Source organism: Rhodoferax sp. GW821-FHT09E07, assembly GCF_059416145.1.
In genome coordinates this window covers 533,717-546,781 of sequence record NZ_JBWKOP010000002.1, presented here as the reverse complement: position 1 = coordinate 546,781, position 13,065 = coordinate 533,717, and the positions used below count along the sequence as shown (strand labels likewise).

Annotated in this window: 12 protein-coding genes and 1 tRNA gene; 6 read left to right on the top strand and 7 right to left on the bottom strand. The window is 57.2% G+C overall.

Annotation, left to right across the window (positions count from 1 at the left end):
• Positions 1–151: 151 nt before the first annotated feature.
• Together AC07OE_RS05745 and AC07OE_RS05740 are read left to right on the top strand one after the other, a co-directional pair.
• On the top strand, positions 152–415 hold the full coding sequence (locus AC07OE_RS05745; protein WP_495069597.1) for a helix-turn-helix domain-containing protein: 264 nt from the start codon (positions 152–154) through the stop codon (positions 413–415).
• Positions 416–476: 61 nt separating this feature from the next.
• Positions 477–1,502, top strand: coding sequence for a hypothetical protein (locus tag AC07OE_RS05740; protein WP_495069596.1), 1,026 nt, complete (start codon positions 477–479; stop codon positions 1,500–1,502).
• Between the two features lie 146 nt (positions 1,503–1,648).
• Here AC07OE_RS05740 and AC07OE_RS05735 read toward each other — a convergent pair whose 3' ends face one another.
• The 3 genes from AC07OE_RS05735 to AC07OE_RS05725 are packed head-to-tail and all read right to left on the bottom strand — an operon-like array spanning position 1,649 to position 3,974.
• Positions 1,649–2,722 carry an MBL fold metallo-hydrolase gene (locus AC07OE_RS05735; RefSeq protein ID WP_495069595.1) on the bottom strand — a complete coding sequence of 358 codons (1,074 nt, stop codon included), beginning with the start codon at positions 2,720–2,722 and terminating at the stop codon, positions 1,649–1,651.
• Between the two features lie 2 nt (positions 2,723–2,724).
• Positions 2,725–3,285 carry a hypothetical protein gene (locus AC07OE_RS05730; protein ID WP_495069594.1) on the bottom strand — a complete coding sequence of 187 codons (561 nt, stop codon included), beginning with the start codon at positions 3,283–3,285 and terminating at the stop codon, positions 2,725–2,727.
• The gene (locus tag AC07OE_RS05725) at positions 3,282–3,974 is read right to left on the bottom strand and encodes a hypothetical protein (RefSeq protein ID WP_495069593.1); all 693 of its coding nucleotides are present in this window, start codon (positions 3,972–3,974) and stop codon (positions 3,282–3,284) included. The genes AC07OE_RS05730 and AC07OE_RS05725 overlap by 4 nt, the downstream gene beginning before the upstream one ends.
• A 486-nt stretch (positions 3,975–4,460) precedes the next feature.
• On the opposite strand from AC07OE_RS05725, the gene AC07OE_RS05720 reads away from it, so the two are divergent.
• Positions 4,461–4,534: transfer RNA gene (locus AC07OE_RS05720), tRNA-Arg, on the top strand.
• Here the strand turns inward: AC07OE_RS05720 and AC07OE_RS05715 are convergent.
• From AC07OE_RS05715 to AC07OE_RS05700, 4 genes are all read right to left on the bottom strand, one after another.
• On the bottom strand, positions 4,535–5,620 hold the full coding sequence (locus AC07OE_RS05715; protein WP_495069592.1) for a tyrosine-type recombinase/integrase: 1,086 nt from the start codon (positions 5,618–5,620) through the stop codon (positions 4,535–4,537).
• Between the two features lie 185 nt (positions 5,621–5,805).
• The gene (gene murI / locus AC07OE_RS05710) at positions 5,806–6,630 is read right to left on the bottom strand and encodes a glutamate racemase (protein ID WP_495069591.1); all 825 of its coding nucleotides are present in this window, start codon (positions 6,628–6,630) and stop codon (positions 5,806–5,808) included.
• 3 nt (positions 6,631–6,633) lie between these two features.
• Entirely contained in the window at positions 6,634–8,187 is a 1,554-nt protein-coding gene (locus tag AC07OE_RS05705) for a fumarate hydratase (RefSeq protein ID WP_495069590.1), read from the bottom strand.
• Positions 8,188–8,348: 161 nt separating this feature from the next.
• On the bottom strand, positions 8,349–9,185 hold the full coding sequence (locus AC07OE_RS05700; protein ID WP_495069589.1) for an AraC family transcriptional regulator: 837 nt from the start codon (positions 9,183–9,185) through the stop codon (positions 8,349–8,351).
• A gap of 64 nt (positions 9,186–9,249) precedes the next feature.
• On the opposite strand from AC07OE_RS05700, the gene AC07OE_RS05695 reads away from it, so the two are divergent.
• From AC07OE_RS05695 to acs, 3 genes are all read left to right on the top strand, one after another.
• Positions 9,250–9,501, top strand: coding sequence for a hypothetical protein (locus AC07OE_RS05695; protein ID WP_495069588.1), 252 nt, complete (start codon positions 9,250–9,252; stop codon positions 9,499–9,501).
• A gap of 45 nt (positions 9,502–9,546) precedes the next feature.
• Positions 9,547–10,950, top strand: a complete 1,404-nt coding sequence (gene fumC, locus AC07OE_RS05690) for a class II fumarate hydratase (RefSeq protein ID WP_495069587.1) — start codon at positions 9,547–9,549, stop codon at positions 10,948–10,950.
• A 102-nt stretch (positions 10,951–11,052) separates the two neighbouring features.
• A complete protein-coding gene (acs, locus tag AC07OE_RS05685) occupies positions 11,053–13,050 on the top strand; it encodes an acetate--CoA ligase (RefSeq protein ID WP_495069586.1) in 1,998 nt (665 codons plus the stop codon).
• Positions 13,051–13,065: the final 15 nt, after the last annotated feature.

Here is a 13,065-nt window from a genome sequence, read left to right as displayed (position 1 = left end):
TTCGTTTGTTTGTTCATAAACACTTCTACCTCTTGGAATTGAGGTTATCAGGTGTCTACAAAACCCGGGGCGATTCACAGCTTTTTAGCGCATCTACGATCGTCCTGTATTCTGTACAAATTGACCCATAACAAATAAAACGCCCAGAGTAATGGACAGAATAAAAACGCCGTGGATGCTTGGAGTTGCATTTCGAAAGATGCGTGTTGAAGCCTGTCTTCGGCCCAGCGCAATCGCAAAACGAGCCGGTCGTAGCCGTGACATCCTGTATCGAATGGAGGGCGGCAGGGATATCTCTGTTAGTGCCCTCCTGGATCTTCTTCGGGCCACTGGCCATGGCATTCAGATCGTACCGGCTGGGATTCCTACGATGGGGGAGATGCGGGCTATGTTTGCTGAGGACCTCGAGGACTGAGCGCGCCTGGTCGCACCTTGATATTTGAGCAACTATGCCGACATTTTTGGGATGAACCGAATTGAAAAATGATCAAATTCAAACGCTGAATTACTGCGCACATGCTATTGAAGACATGCGTGAGTTGGAGGCTATGTTGCGCGCCACTGCTCCGGAGTCCGCTCGTGTCTTCCGGCGGTTGATCGATATGTTGCAACGCAGTGTCAAATTCATCCTACCAAACTGCTGCAATCTGATTGACCCGAGTGAATTGAAGCAGGCTCACCTAGACCTTACGCGCTTGCCATTTTCTTGCGTAGCTTTCGAGGCTCCGTGGGAGAAGGAGGATGGCATTGAGCAGCTCGGCGAATTTCATCAGACACCGGCAACAAAACGCATTGCACTTTGCTGGGAATCGGGGTCAGAAGGCGAGTTGCTGCCGGGATTAAACAGCATCCTCAATGCTTTTCCCGCAGGCGGTGTATTTGTTGTCCCGATCTATTGGGATGCTGAGCATCGTCGATGGACCGTTGCCCTTGGCGGTTCATTCGTGCCCTATGAAAACACCATACAAGAGGTGAGGTTGAATGAGTCTTTGCCAGCAAGTCGCATCGCTCATGCGGCAGCTATTGAGGCGGGCCTAGCCAAGCCAAACGCGTTGCAATTCAGAGCTGAGCCTTTTTATCTATTGCCAGAGTTCTATGAGCAGGCCTTGTCCGCATATGGCGGCAACCTTGAAAAAGTCTATGCTCAGATCATTCTGGACTCACGCGACGAGGTTCAGACTGTTGTTCAAGCTTGCAGTGTCATCAATTGCGCCAACGTCACCACTACCGAGATCCACGCGCAGGCAGCTCTTAACAAGAAACGTCAGGAGAAAGGCAAGCAGCCGTTCTTCTCGTACAAGGTCCTGCAGCTATTTGAAGAGCGGCAAGTGGGTGATAAGAATGGTGCAGGTGGTAGCCACAGTAGCCCAAGGATGCATTTGCGCCGGGGGCATTTGCGACGCCTGGAGAGCAAGGTGATTTGGGTGCGCCCTTCGATGGTAAATGTTGGATCAAAAGCCGGGGCTGTGGCGAAGGATTACGCAGTGCACTCAAGACAATAAGGCGCATGAGGGCTACAGGGAGACTATTACTCAAATATGAGTAAATGCGTCTTCTGATGCATCCTCATGCAGTTCGGGGTCTTGTGTAGGTAGGCTGGTGGAGCGCTTTACGGTTAGAAGCGATCATTGCTGCAATGACCAAAGAACTATTGCATCTTTCCTGCCGCACCAAAGTACGAAATACTCCAACCCACAGAGCCATCTTTGCTTGTCAATGACTTACGGGATCTAACCGCTCCGAGCTTCCTGTTCAAAGGAACTGGTGAGGTACCTATTGAACTCAAGCGCCGTGATATTCTTGAATCCATAACAGGTCGTAGGCTACTTTGAGACGAGATATGCGCCGTCAGGCTTTTTTCGTTTATGCGTACTCTGTCTGTTTCTCTAGGGAGGCTAACATTTCCGTGATTGAATGGCGTTAGTACTGAAACAGGCGATGCACAAAGTAAGGTATCCCAGACTTCATTGCACTCAGCGGTAGGCGAACCATGGTGCGCTACTTTGTAAAAGTCTGCCGGTTTGATATTCTGACTTTTGAAGTTTGCTGCTAAGGTAATCCAGCCATTTTGCTCGGACTCAAGGTCAGACCCTAGCAATATTGCAAATTCACCTGTATCTATGTGAATTGCAATAGCTTCATTATTTGGTGAAAAAGTGGGGGCTTCATTTATCGGTTGCGGTACACCGGGCTTTGGAATTGCATTGTGCAATTGCTGAAGAGCATCAAAGTAGCAATCGTTGGTCGGGGATAGGGCCTGAATAGTGCCTAATTTTTCACTGGGCTGGAGTAGCAGTGTATTCTGACTAAGCGCCTCAATTCGAGGCTTGCATTCTTTAAATATAGTGAAAAGCTCTTTTGTGCCGCGTGTTAATTCAGTTATTTTGCCAGAGTAAGCTGTGGCAAAAATCTTGCCTTCTTTGCTATTTAAAATGTTCGATACGCCTATCCTGGCAGTTGAATAGTAGTTCGCCAATTCACTGATACCCCGTGTGTGATCATCATGCCAGTGAGACACAACAATGTACTTCACCTGATTAGGCTGGACACCAATCGAATCCAAGTACGCTCTTGCGACCGGTTTTTTTTCATCATTCAAACAGCTGTCAATGATTATCCAATTGCTTTGTCCAATATGCACGGCAACACATTCGCCATAACCGGGACCAAATACAATAACCTCCACCTCATCCGCAGAGGGATGATTTGCTGTTTCGAACATTTTTATAGTTCTGCTGCAAGCTGCTCCAAGCGACGGAGCATAGTGCTATTCCAATTTGGCTGTCTTCTAAATCGAATTTCCTCTACATTTTTGACAGTTTTTCCGGTTGTTTCCTTAAACATTGTCAGGTAAAAAACCGCACCTGGTTGCACAAGATCCATGTCTTGGGGTTGAACAAACTCCAAGTCAATTGCCATTGTGTGATCCGGTGTCTCCAAATTCCGTTTCGCACGAAGAACTACATTCATTTTCTCCGGTGTCACAGACTGCACAACACCTTCAAATATTTCTATTACAGTAGAAGTGGGTAAAAAACTAACTGAAGGTGGTTCGGGGTTATTGACTCTTACGTGATGAAACCCAAGCTCTTGCTCTTGTAGTACATCATCAAAGTCAATTAAACCCACATCTGCATCAGTAAAAGTTACGGCAGCAGACCTTGCAGTCCGTGCTGTAATTTCTAGACCATCAGCGCTGCCTGCAGGGCTAGCCATAGACTCTTCATAGAGATCGGAAATGTATCCATAGCTGTTGAATACATTGGGGTTCATCGAAGTATTCATTTCGTAGCTGCGTCAAGAAGCTCAACAAATACTTTTTCAGAGTGAGTGAAGGATTCTTCCCAGTTGGTATTTAAAAACTGAAACGCTAACTCTTCGGAGTTTTCTTCTTTTGCCGAAAAATTTGCATGATTGTTGTACGTCAGCATGATGCCGTGTACATCAACTTTCGCAGATGGTTGAATACGGACGGTTATTCCATTCCCATTGTCATTAGGTGCACTTCTAGGAGAAAATCTGATTTTTACAGCCAGATCAGTAAGTCCTGCAGACCACTCAGGATTCGGAAAGAGTTCCTTCCAAATTTCTTTGGGGGCAAGTGTGTCGCCAACTTTATGATATGACTGCTCTGTAGGCATCCTAAAGTGCGCTATAAAATTAATTCCGGCGCTACTTATGACCGCTTTTCCTATCAAAGACAGGACGCCCTTTGAAATATCATTAATTGTCGGTCTTAGGACGTCTTTGCTAATGATTTGAAACCTGTTTGGTGTGACTTGCATGCTAAACGCATTGCACTCCAACTGCGCGACCTGAGAGGCAGTGACTAGGTTTTCGTTCTCTTTCATTTGCGTGAAATCAACCTCACCGATAAGGCTATTCTTAAGGAGCCATTCAGGTGAGAACTGAGCAGGTGCAAATACACCCATCAGAACGATAGAGCCATTGAGTACTTCTGGAGCCAAGGCCATATTTCACTATATAAAAAGTTGCATCATGTACTTACAGTGTACCTTTACAGCTATTAGACATCGATAGACGTGTGTCTATTGCGGCAATAGTCTAGGTCAAAACACGCCAAATCGAGCTTTTGCTAGCTTCAGCGTAATGGCTCACATACAGCCAATCTACATTCACACCAATTCAGTAGACCACAAGGTGATGACATTGTGATGTAGGACAACAAGCCTTTTACAAAATGCTTCACCTTTGCATTTTTGCATAAGTGCTTCACACCCTGATCAATTGTGGGCAAATCAGAGGTTGCATTCTCAGAAAACGGCATCCCGTTGTTCTCGCATTGGTGGGGGGCAACAAGGTCCTACCTGGGGACGCGCTTGTAGGTAGGGCACGACGGGGTTAGGCGGCTGAGCTGTGGTGGTCAGGCGGCAACGTCCTATAGCTATTGGTGGATTGTCAATGCATTGCATAGCGTGAAGTAACATCTGCTCGGCTTGCAGCCAGTAGCTCATCCGGATAGGGCACGAACCTTCTAAGTTCGGGGTAGGTTCGAGTCCATCCTGGCTGGCCACTAACCCAATTTTTGCGCCAGTTTGGCGGCATCGACGTGTGTGTATCGCTTGAGCATCTGCATGCTCTTGTGTCCGGTCATGCTGGCCACTTCAAAAGGATTTAGCCCTTTTGAAAACAACTCAGTCGTAGCGTGATGCCGAAGATCATGGAATCTGAGGTCTGACAACATAAGCGGATCAGGCTTGATGTCGGATAGCTGGCAGTCCTCAAGGTACAGGATTCGTGCTCGCTTAAGTAGGCGCTGCCATGGCTTCTGGAAACTCTGGGCGTCCTTCCAGTTCCCAAACACTCTGCCATTGATGTTTTTGGGTACCGACCTCACCACTTTCAGTGCTTCGCTTGATAGGGCCACAGTTCGACTCTCGCCATTTTTTGTGTCGTCGGCTGGTAGTTTGATCACTCGGTTCTTCTGATCAATCCATGCCCATTGGACGGCCAGCAATTCGCCCTGACGCATGGATGTTTCTAGTGCCAGACGAAAGATTGGCTCCAACATTGCTCCAGCGGCCATCCCCAATCCATCACCAGGCGACCTGGCGGCTCTGATGAGCAATTCGAATTCGCCTTTGCGTAGTACTCGATCGCGAGCAGAGGGTGGAGCGGGGCGCTTCACGAGCTTCGTTGGATTCCCAGCTGGCATGTGAACACCGAGGGCGGTTTGTGCATGTCCGATCAAAGCCGAAAGGGCATTCAGGTGGTGAATGATGGTCTGTGATGCAAGGCCCTCATCTTTTGCCAAGGTTTTGATCCAGGTATTGATTGCGGGAGCACGGAGTGCGGACACAAATAGGGGGCCAAATTCCGCTTCAATCCGGGCCAGGTAGACCGTTGATGTGCCCAAGCCTTCTCGTGCAAGCGTAGGGAGCACATCAGCCCTGTAGCTCTTGATTGCCTCGTTGACTGTGATTCGCTGCGTTAGTGGATCAAGATCGTCGATTTCGCCGCGTTTAATTTTCCGCTCGACTTCGCGTGCCCAGTTCTCCGCGTCTTTCTTGGTGTCGAAGGTCTTGCTCAGAGCGGGCTGCCCTTGGCGGCGCACTTTTGCTCGCCATTGGAATTCGCCGCGCTTCTCATAACTCGCCATGTTGGAAACCTCTCAATTGTCCCAAGAGTGTCCCAAATAATCACATTTCTGGCAAGGAAACTAGGTTTTATGCGGGTTGCAGAAGGTTTTTATTCGGCCTTCTAAGCTGTGGGTCGGGGGTTCGATCCCCTCCGGACAGGCCACGGCGCTTTCGGCTCCGGTTTTGCCATTTCCCCCACCCCGTTTCAAACAGCTAGTTCGCTGACGCTGGCGTCCATGTGCAGCCAGCGAGCGGCTGCATTGCGCAGATCTTCCACCCGGCCCGTGGTGAAAAACTGGGTAGTCGCCGCCGTTGGGGCTGCGGCCTCTGGCGCCAGCAGCCCTGCGGCATCGAGCAGGCGCCGGGTGTGGCGGGCCACCGGAGCGCCGCCTTCCAGCAACGCAACCTGGTCGCCGATGGAGTGGCGCAGTACAGACTCGACAAACGGGTAGTGCGTGCAGCCCAGCACCAGCGTGTCCATGGTGCCAGATTCCAGGCCAAATCGGCCCATAGCCCCCGTGTAATCTGCGCAGAGTGCTTCTATTTTTGTAGCGTCGTTGCGTTCGATAGCGATGGCCAGCCCGTCGCACGGCTGCAGCACAAAGGTGGCTTGCCCGTGCAGCGTGGTCAGCAGGGCCTGGAATTTCTCGCTCTGCAGCGTGCCGCGCGTGGCCATCACGCCCACGGTCTTGGTCTGGCTGGCAGCGGCCGCAGGCTTGAGCGCAGGCTCTATGCCCACCAGCGGTATGCCGACATAGGCCGCGCGCAGGCTTTTGATGGCGGCTGCCGTGGCCGTGTTGCAGGCCACCACCAGCGCCTTGATCTGGTGCTGTGCCAGCAGGTAGTCGGCAATGGCGTGCGAGCGCGTCGTAACGTGGTCATCGTCGCGCTCGCCATAGGGGGCATTGCCGCTGTCGGCGACATAGACAAAGCGCTCGTGTGGCAGCTCTGCGCGCAGCGCGCGCAGCACGCTCAAGCCGCCAACGCCGCTGTCAAATACCCCGATGGGGCTGGTAGCCGAGGCGGGCAAGGCTTAGCCCGCGGTGACGGGGATCTGCTTGAACTCGCCCGTGGCGATCTTCTTTTGCCATTCGGCAGGGCCTGTGATGTGGGCGCTGGTGCCGCCCGCGTCCACGGCCACGGTGACGGGCATGTCCACCACGTCGAATTCGTAGATCGCTTCCATGCCCAGGTCTTCAAAGCCGACCACCTTGGCGGCCTTGATGGCCTTGGACACGAGATAAGCGGCGCCGCCCACCGCCATCAGGTAGGCGCTCTTGTGCTTCTTGATCGCTTCAATCGCGACGGGGCCGCGCTCGGCCTTGCCGACCATGGAGATCAGGCCGGTTTGCGCCAGCATCATTTCGGTGAAGCCGTCCATGCGGGTCGCGGTGGTCGGGCCCGCGGGGCCTACGGCTTCGCCCTTGATCGGATCGACCGGGCCGACATAGTAGATGACCCGGTTGGTGAAGTCCACGGGCAGCTTCTCGCCCTTGGCCAACATGCCCTGGATGCGTTTGTGCGCTGCGTCGCGGCCGGTCAGCATCTTGCCGTTCAGCAGCAGTGTCTGTCCGGGTTTCCAACTGGCGACTTCGTCCTTGGTCAAGGTGTTCAGGTCCACACGCTTGCTCAGTTGGGTGTTGGGCGTCCAGTTGACGTTGGGCCACAGGTCCAGGCTCGGTGGGTCCAGGTAGACCGGGCCGCTGCCGTTCATCACAAAGTGGGCGTGGCGGGTCGCCGCGCAGTTCGGGATCATTGCAATGGGCTTGCTGGCGGCGTGGGTGGGGTACATCTTGATCTTGACGTCCAGCACCGTGGTGAGACCGCCCAGGCCCTGGGCTCCAATGCCCAGCGCGTTGACCTTTTCAAACAGCTCCAGGCGCAGCTTTTCGACGTTGTCCAGCGCGGCGCCACTGGCCTGTTTGGCCTGCAGCTCGTACATGTCCAGGTCGTCCATCAGGCTTTCCTTGGCCATCAGCACGGCTTTCTCCGCAGTGCCGCCAATGCCGATGCCCAGCATGCCAGGTGGGCACCAGCCGGCGCCCATGGTGGGCACGGTCTTCAACACCCAGTCGACCACGCTGTCGCCGGGGTTGAGCATGTACATCTTGCTCTTGTTCTCGGAGCCACCGCCCTTGGCGGCCACGGTCACCTCCACGGTGTTGCCGGGCACCAGCTCGGTAAAGATCACCGCGGGCGTGTTGTCCTTGGTGTTCTTGCGCAGGAATTCGGGGTCGGCCACGACGGAGGCGCGCAGCGTGTTGTCGGGGTGGTTGTATCCCTGGCGCACGCCTTCGTTGATGGCGTCGTCCAAGCTGCCGGTAAAGCCTTCCCAGCGCACGTCCATGCCGACCTTCAGGAACACGTTGACGATGCCGGTGTCCTGGCAGATGGGCCGGTGGCCCGTGGCGCTCATCTTGCTGTTGGTCAGGATTTGCGCGATGGCGTCTTTGGCCGCCGGGCTTTGCTCACGCTCGTAGGCGCGGGCCAAGTGGGCGATGTAGTCGGTGGGGTGGTAGTAGCTGATGTACTGGAGGGCGGCGGATACCGATTCGATGAGGTCGGCTTGGCGGATGATCGTGGTCATGGAGGGCCTGGCTGGGGTGGAGGGTAACGAAATGCCCCCAATTATCCCTTGGCAGCGGGCGCCGGGTACAGCCCGGTTACGGGAAACCACTTGCTATGGTTACCATAGCTGCTTGCGCAATGTTGGCGGGGGCTGGAGGCCATTTTCTCTTGCTGATGGGCTCAGGATGGCAGGAAATACTGGCTGGGCGTGGTGCCCATGGCGCGGCGAAACATGGCGATGAAGGCGCTGACGTTGTCATAGCCCAGCTCCAACGCCACTGTGGTCACCGGCGTGCGGGCCGCCAGCAGCTCCAGCGCCCGCATCAGCCGGGCGCGCTGGCGCCAGTCGCTGAAGCTGAAGCCCGTTTCCGCCGTAAAGCGCCGCGTCAGCGTGCGCGGTGCCATGGCAATCCAGTCGGCCCAGGCTTCCAGGCTGCGTGTGTCACCGGGCGCCTCCGCGAGCGCACGCGCCAGGCGCAGCAGGCGTGCGTCTTGCGGCATGGGCAGACCCAAGGCTTCGTGGGGCAGGGCGCAGATTTCATCCATCACCACCTGGGCAATGCGCCGCTGCGCAGCGTCCAATGCTGCAGGGCCCCAGGTGCTGGCGCGCGCGACCGCTTCGCGCAGCAGCCCCGAGGTGCGCAACAAGCAAGGCTGTGCGGGCAGGCTGGAGCAGACATCCTCGGCGATATAGACACTCCAGCCGTGGAAGGCGCCATGCGAATGCAGAGAGTGTGCGTGCTGCGGCGGCACCCATAGCGCATGGCTGGCAGGCACCACCCACTGGGCGGCAGACTGTGCGGTGCCCGCATGGGCCTGCATCTCCACCCCCACCGACAGCAAACCCCGCACGGCGCCAAACAGCTGGCCGCGCCCGTGGCGGTGGCTGGGCGTGACGCGCGGCACGGCATCGGCCAAGGCCACTGCGACCAGCACGGGGCCATCGGCAGCATCCAGCAGGGCGGCGGCGGAGAGGGTAGATGATTTTGGCGTCAATGGCGTATTGAATGGCTTCAATACTGTAGCAAGGCCGAAGGCGACTGCCTAGACTGGGCCCCTCTCAACCCCATAGGAGTGCGCCATGCGTGCAGAAGACATTCTTTCAGACCAAGACAACCAGCGTGAATTTCAGGGCGTGACTGTGCGCAAGGGCACGGTGGGGGCCTTTCTGGCCAACGCCCGGGTGCAGCAGGACAGCTCCGCTCCGGCCGAGGCAAGGGCGCAGGCCGAGCAGGACATCCTGGCAGACCTGCCCGCCTTGCGCGCACTGGGCCTGTTTGAGGTGCTGGAGATTCGCGACGCCGGGCTGCGTCGGCTGGTGGATGCGCATTGACGCTTGGACACCCACGTGAGCAGCGTACGGGAGGAGAATGCCACCATGCCTACGCCTCCCGCCCCGCACACCCGCACCGAACGCGACACCTTCGGCCCCATTGAGGTGCCGGACGACCGGCTGTGGGGCGCGCAGACCCAGCGCTCGCTGCAAAACTTCGACATCTCGGGAGAGCGTCAGCCCCTGGAAATCATCGTGGCGTTGGCGCAGACCAAGCGCAGTGCCGCCCGCGTGAACCAGGCGTTGGGCCTGCAGGATGCGGCCAAGACGGCGGCCATCGTTGCTGCGGCCGACGAGGTGATTGCAGGCCAGCACCCGGACGAGTTCCCCCTGGTGGTCTGGCAGACCGGTTCGGGCACGCAGACCAACATGAATGTGAACGAGGTACTGGCCAACCGCGCCAGCGAGCTGCTGGGCGGCCCGCGTGGGGAAGGGCGGCTGGTGCACCCCAATGACGATGTGAACCGCAGCCAGTCCAGCAACGACGTCTACCCCACGGCCATGCATGTGGCCGCGGTGACGGCAATTCGCGAACGGCTGTTGCCCGCGCTCGTGGTGCTGAAGACCACACTGGCACACAAGTCACGCGATTTTCATGACATCGTGAAGATCGGTCGTACCCACCTGCAGGACGCCACGCCGCTGACGCTAGGCCAGGAGTTTTCCGGTTACGCCGCGCAACTGGCGCATGGTGAAAAGCACATCGAGGCGGCGCTGGGTCACCTGTACGAACTGGCCCTGGGCGGTACCGCAGTGGGCACCGGCCTGAACGCGCCCGCTGGCTACGCGCACGACGTGGCTGCCGAGCTGGCGCGCCTGACAGGGCACCCGTTTGTCACCGCGCCCAGCAAGTTCGAGGCGATGGCGAGTTGCGATGGCCTGGTGCATGCGCACGGCGCGCTCAAGACGCTGGCGGCCAGCCTCATGAAGATTGCCAACGATGTGCGCTGGCTCGCGAGCGGCCCGCGCAGCGGCATTGGCGAGCTGAGCATTCCCGAGAACGAACCCGGCTCCAGCATCATGCCGGGCAAGGTGAACCCAACGCAGAGCGAAGCGCTGACCATGTTGGCGGCGCAGGTGATGGGCAACGATGTGGCTATCAATATTGGTGGCGCATCCGGCAACTTCGAGCTCAACGTGTTCCGGCCCCTGGTGGCGCACAATTTTTTGCAAAGCGTGCGGTTGCTGGCCGACGGCATGAAGAGTTTCAACGACCACTGTGCGGTGGGTATCACGCCAAACCGTGAACGCATTGCGGAGCTGGTGGACCGCTCGCTGATGCTGGTGACCGCGCTGAACCCGCATATCGGCTACGACAAGGCGGCGTTCATTGCCAAGAAGGCGCACCAGGAAGGCAGCAGCCTGCGCGAGGCAGCGATTGCCAGTGGGTATCTCACGGCGGAGCAGTTTGACCAGTGGGTGGTGCCTTCGGAGATGGTGGGGCGCTGAGGGTTTTTTGGCGTAAATTCGTAAGCCTGAAGCAAGTCAGTGGCTTGTAAGTGCAAACCACCACAGTCCGGGCAGTTTTGATTCGTCCCAGGAGACAAGAATATGAGTACATCGACATCGGCTATGGAATCCCTGCTGGTTGAAAACCGCGTGTTCCCCCCTAGCGAAGCCATGGTCAAGGCCGCGCGCGTGTCCGGCATGGAGGGCTACAACGCCTTGTGTGCGGAAGCTGAGAAAGACTTTAAAGGCTTCTGGGCCCGCCTGGCGCGCGAAAACGTGGTGTGGAACAAGCCCTTCACGCGCACGCTGGACGAATCCAACGCACCGTTTTACAAATGGTTTGACGACGGCGAACTCAACGCGTCCGCCAACTGCCTGGACAAGCACATCGGCACGCCGACCGAGAACAAAGTGGCTGTCATCTTCGAAGCTGACGACGGCACCGTCACCAAGACCACCTACAAAGAACTGCTGGCCCGCGTGAGCCAATTTGCCAACGCGCTCAAGGCCGATGGCGTGAAAAAAGGCGACCGGGTGCTGGTCTACATGCCCATGACGCTCGAAGGCGTGATTGCCATGCAGGCCTGCGCGCGCATTGGCGCCACCCACAGCGTGGTGTTCGGCGGCTTCTCGGCCAAGGCGCTGCAGGAGCGCATCATCGACGCTGGCGCTGTTGCCGTGATCACGAGCAACTACCAGATGCGCGGCGGCAAAGAATTGCCGCTCAAAGCCATCGTGGACGAAGGCTTGGGGCTGGGCGGCTGCGACACCATCAAGACCGTCTACGTCTTCCAGCGCACCAAGACCGCCTGCAACATGGTGGCTGGCCGCGACAAGACCTTTGACGAAGCCCTGGCCGGCAAGAGCACCGAATGCGCGCCTGTGGCCGTGGGCGCGGAGCATCCGCTGTTCATCCTTTACACCTCCGGCTCCACCGGCAAACCCAAGGGCGTGCAGCACTCCACGGGCGGTTATCTGCTGTGGGCCAAGCTGACAATGGACTGGACCTTTGACCTGAAACCCGAAGATGTGTTCTGGTGCACGGCTGACATTGGCTGGATCACCGGCCACACCTATGTGGCCTACGGCCCCTTGGCTGCGGGCGCCACGCAGATCATCTTTGAAGGCATACCCACGTTCCCCAACGCGGGCCGCTTCTGGCAAATGATTGAACGCCACAAGTGCAGCATCTTCTATACCGCGCCCACGGCGATCCGCTCGCTGATCAAGGCGGCAGAAGGCGATGCAGCGGTGCATCCGGACCGCTCCGATTTGTCCAGCCTGCGCATCCTCGGCTCGGTAGGGGAGCCCATCAATCCCGAGGCCTGGATGTGGTACTACAAGAACGTGGGCCACGAGAAGTGCCCCATCGTCGACACCTTCTGGCAAACCGAAACCGGCGGCCACATGATGACCCCGTTGCCTGGTGCCACACCGTTGGTGCCCGGCAGTTGCACGCTGCCGCTGCCCGGCATCATGGCCGCGATCGTGGATGAGGTGGGCAACGACATTCCCAATGGCACTGGCGGCATTCTGGTCGTCAAGCGCCCTTGGCCGTCCATGATCCGCACCATCTGGAATGACCCCGAGCGTTTCAAGAAGAGCTACTTCCCCGAAGAAATGGGCGGCAAGCTGTACTTGGCCGGTGACGGCGCGGTGCGCAGTGCCGACCGCGGTTACTTCCGCATTACGGGCCGTATTGACGACGTGCTCAACGTGTCCGGCCACCGCATGGGCACCATGGAGATTGAATCGGCCTTGGTTTCCAAGACCGACCTGGTCGCCGAAGCCGCCGTGGTGGGCCGTCCGGATGACCTGACCGGCGAAGCCATCTGCGCCTTCGTCGTGCTCAAGCGTTCGCGCCCCAGTGGCGATGAAGCCAAGGCCATCGCCAAGGAATTGCGCGACTGGGTGGCCAAGGAGATCGGACCGATCGCTAAGCCCAAGGACATCCGCTTTGGCGAGAACCTGCCCAAGACCCGCTCGGGCAAGATCATGCGCCGCCTGCTGCGCTCCCTGGCCAAGGGTGAGGCCGTGACACAGGACACGTCCACACTGGAAAATCCGGCCATTCTGGATCAGCTCGGCCAAGCGTACTGAGCGGTTGGCGCCGGG

What these genes read in the sequence shown, in the direction of transcription:
- AC07OE_RS05745 (WP_495069597.1), top strand. Translation starts at nt 152, where the DNA reads ATGGACAGAATAAAAACGCCGTGGATGCTTGGAGTTGCATTTCGAAAG.
- AC07OE_RS05735 (WP_495069595.1), bottom strand. Translation starts at nt 2,722, where the DNA reads ATGTTCGAAACAGCAAATCATCCCTCTGCGGATGAGGTGGAGGTTATT.
- AC07OE_RS05730 (WP_495069594.1), bottom strand. Translation starts at nt 3,285, where the DNA reads ATGAATACTTCGATGAACCCCAATGTATTCAACAGCTATGGATACATT.
- AC07OE_RS05725 (WP_495069593.1), bottom strand. Translation starts at nt 3,974, where the DNA reads ATGGCCTTGGCTCCAGAAGTACTCAATGGCTCTATCGTTCTGATGGGT.
- AC07OE_RS05715 (WP_495069592.1), bottom strand. Translation starts at nt 5,620, where the DNA reads ATGGCGAGTTATGAGAAGCGCGGCGAATTCCAATGGCGAGCAAAAGTG.
- AC07OE_RS05705 (WP_495069590.1), bottom strand. Translation starts at nt 8,187, where the DNA reads ATGACCACGATCATCCGCCAAGCCGACCTCATCGAATCGGTATCCGCC.
- AC07OE_RS05695 (WP_495069588.1), top strand. Translation starts at nt 9,250, where the DNA reads ATGCGTGCAGAAGACATTCTTTCAGACCAAGACAACCAGCGTGAATTT.
- fumC (WP_495069587.1), top strand. Translation starts at nt 9,547, where the DNA reads ATGCCTACGCCTCCCGCCCCGCACACCCGCACCGAACGCGACACCTTC.
- acs (WP_495069586.1), top strand. Translation starts at nt 11,053, where the DNA reads ATGAGTACATCGACATCGGCTATGGAATCCCTGCTGGTTGAAAACCGC.